This window comes from Bacillota bacterium, from assembly GCA_013314855.1.
In the GTDB taxonomy this organism is placed as follows: domain Bacteria; phylum Bacillota; class Clostridia; order Acetivibrionales; family DUMC01; genus Ch48.
In genome coordinates this window covers 1-3,030 of the sequence record JABUEW010000234.1, presented here as the reverse complement: position 1 = coordinate 3,030, position 3,030 = coordinate 1, and the positions used below count along the sequence as shown (strand labels likewise).

At 37.7% G+C, this 3,030-nt stretch carries 1 protein-coding gene; it reads left to right on the top strand.

Features of this window, described 5'->3' with window-relative positions:
- Positions 1–107: 107 nt before the first annotated feature.
- Positions 108–2,570: a DNA gyrase subunit A gene (gene gyrA, locus HPY74_20615; protein NSW93010.1), complete on the top strand. Its 2,463-nt coding sequence runs from the start codon at positions 108–110 to the stop codon at positions 2,568–2,570.
- Positions 2,571–3,030 lie beyond the last annotated feature (460 nt).

Here is a 3,030-nt window from a genome sequence, read left to right as displayed (position 1 = left end):
TATAAAAAGGCAAAATGTAGACAGAAAGCTCAAATTCGAATAAAATATTACCGTAGGAAAAATTTATTTTTTAAGAAGAGTAGTAGACAGAAAGGAAGTAAATGAGAATGGCAAAGGAAGAAGGTAGAAACCAACAAAAGATAATACCCGTTGATATTGAGGCCGAGATGAAAAAAAGCTTTATAGATTATGCAATGAGCGTTATAGCAGACAGAGCATTGCCGGATGTAAGGGACGGTCTAAAACCTGTCCACAGGAGGATATTATATTCCATGTACCTACTGGGATTTACACCGGATAAACCTCACAGAAAATGTGCTTCAACCGTAGGTGAAGTGTTAGGTAAGTTTCACCCTCATGGGGATGCTGCAGTTTATGAAAGTTTGGTTAGGATGGCTCAGGACTTTTCTTTGAGATACACTTTGATTGACGGGCATGGCAATTTTGGTTCAAGAGACGGGGATGCCCCGGCAGCAATGAGGTATACTGAAGCCAGGCTATCTAAGATTTCTATGGAAATGCTTGCAGACATTAATAAGGACACGGTTGATTTCAAGCCCAACTTTGATGAACACGAAATGGAACCTACTGTCCTGCCTTCCCGGTTTCCGAACCTCCTTGTAAACGGCTCGTCCGGGATAGCGGTTGGAATGGCCACAAATATACCTCCCCATAATTTGGGTGAAGTTATTGACGGCATTATAGCTGTAATTGATAATCCTGAAATAACAATAGATGAACTTAATAAAATAATAAAAGGACCTGATTTTCCAACAGGCGGAATTATTATGGGCAAGCAGGGTATTAGGGATGCCTACAGGACAGGCAGAGGCAAGATTATAGTAAGGGCCAAAGTTGATATTGAGCAATTTGGAAGTTTGAGGCAACGGATAATTGTTTCCGAATTGCCTTACCAGGTAAATAAAGCAAAACTTATAGAAAAAATTGCCGAATTGGTAAAAGAAAAAAGAATAGAAGGCATTTCCGAGTTGAGGGATGAATCTGATAGAAATGATCCTGTGAGGATTGTTATTGAATTAAAAAGGGAAGCTAATGCTAACATAGTTTTAAATCAACTTTATAAAAACACCCAGATGCAGGATGCATTTAATGTTAATATGCTTGCCCTGATACAAACCCAGGACGGCAAGTATGAGCCGCAGGTACTTAACTTGAGAGAGGTCCTTGATTATTATATACAACATCAGATTGAAGTTGTGAGGAGAAGAACTGCTTTTGACCTTGAAAAGGCCGAAGCAAGCGCCCATATATTAGAAGGATTAAAAATTGCAATTGATAACCTTAATGAAGTAATACGAATAATTAGAACGTCCCCTAATGAACCGACAGCAAAAGAAAGACTGATAGAGGCTTTTAATTTAAGTGATAGACAAGCGCAGGCAATAGTTGATATGAGGCTTGGAAGGCTTACTACCATGGAAAGGGAGAAATTGGAATCTCAATATCAAGAACTGCTGGAAAAAATAAAATACTACAGGGATGTGCTTGCAAATGAGCATCTTGTGCATAATATAATAAAAGAAGAACTTTCTGTAATTAAGGAGAAGTATGCAGATGAGAGAAGGACAGCTATTACTTTAGACGAGGAGGAAATAGACGAGGAAGATTTAATCCAAGAGGAAGAAAGCGCTATAACCCTTACTCATTTTGGCTATATTAAAAGAATGCCTGCTGATACTTACAGGAGCCAGAGGAGAGGAGGTAAAGGGATACATGGTATCACTACCAGGGAGGAGGACTTTGTTGAAGAGTTGTTTATAACCTCTACCCACGACTATATACTGTTTTTTACAAATAAAGGCAAGGTATACAGACTAAAGGCTTATCAAATACCTGAAGCAGGACGCCAGGCAAGAGGAACAGCTATAGTTAATCTTCTGGAAATAGATCAGAATGAAAAAATAACTGCTGTTATACCTGTATCTGAATATAAAGAAGGACAGTATCTTTTTATGGCTACAAAAGAAGGACTAATTAAAAAGACAGACATTATGGAATATGATAATATAAGGAGAGGAGGACTTGTAGCCGTAAGCCTTAAAGGAAATGATGAACTAATTGAAGTCAAGCTTACCGACGGCACAAAGGATATAATCCTTGTAACATACAATGGTATGGCCATCAGGTTTAATGAATCGGAAGTAAGGCCTACTGGGAGAGTGACACAGGGAGTGAAGGGAATAACCCTTGACGAAAATGACTATGTGGTAGGAATGGCTGTATCCTTATCTTCAGAAGAAGACGTGTATTTACTTGTAGTCACCGAAAAGGGATTTGGGAAGAGGACCGACATTAGTGAGTACCGGGTTCAATCAAGAGGCGGAAAAGGAGTTTTCACCTATAAAATTACTGAAAAAACGGGTAAAATTGCAGGAATGCGCCTTGTCAATGATAACGACGATGTTATGCTTATAAGTGCCGATGGGACAATAATAAGACTTAATGTACAAGAAATTAGTATTTTAGGTAGGGTTACACAAGGAGTAACACTTATGAAAGTTGAGAATGGAAGCAAGGTTGTAAGTCTTGCCAGGGTGGAGTCAGATTAAAGACGTGAAATGAAAAAGGAGTTTAATGTTTTGTGAACTAGATATATAAAGAATTCTTAAGGTTTTAACAGTTAAATTATTTATATACGGAAAAAAGGTATTATGTTAAAGTTGATATTTTACCGGCTAAAATGCTATATTATAAAAGCTGTTTTCAAGAAAACATGATTTTAAGAAACAATCAGGAAATATCCGATAATAACCTTGAAAATAGCTTATAAAAGCTGTTGACAAAAACTTAATTGCGTGATACTATATATAAGCTCCTCTTTTAAGGAAAGAGAGCAGCTTACAATAATGCGGATATGGACATTGAAAAGTGAACAGTGTATAAAAGAGGGCTCTTTGAATTGAGAAAACGAAGCGAGAGCGAAAAAAGAAGAGCAAGGACAAAGCCTTGAGATAAGGATAAGCTAGCGGATATAGAAGTCCGCGTAGAGATAGGAATTAACTAGAGGGT

What these genes read in the sequence shown, in the direction of transcription:
- gyrA (NSW93010.1), top strand. Translation starts at nt 108, where the DNA reads ATGGCAAAGGAAGAAGGTAGAAACCAACAAAAGATAATACCCGTTGAT.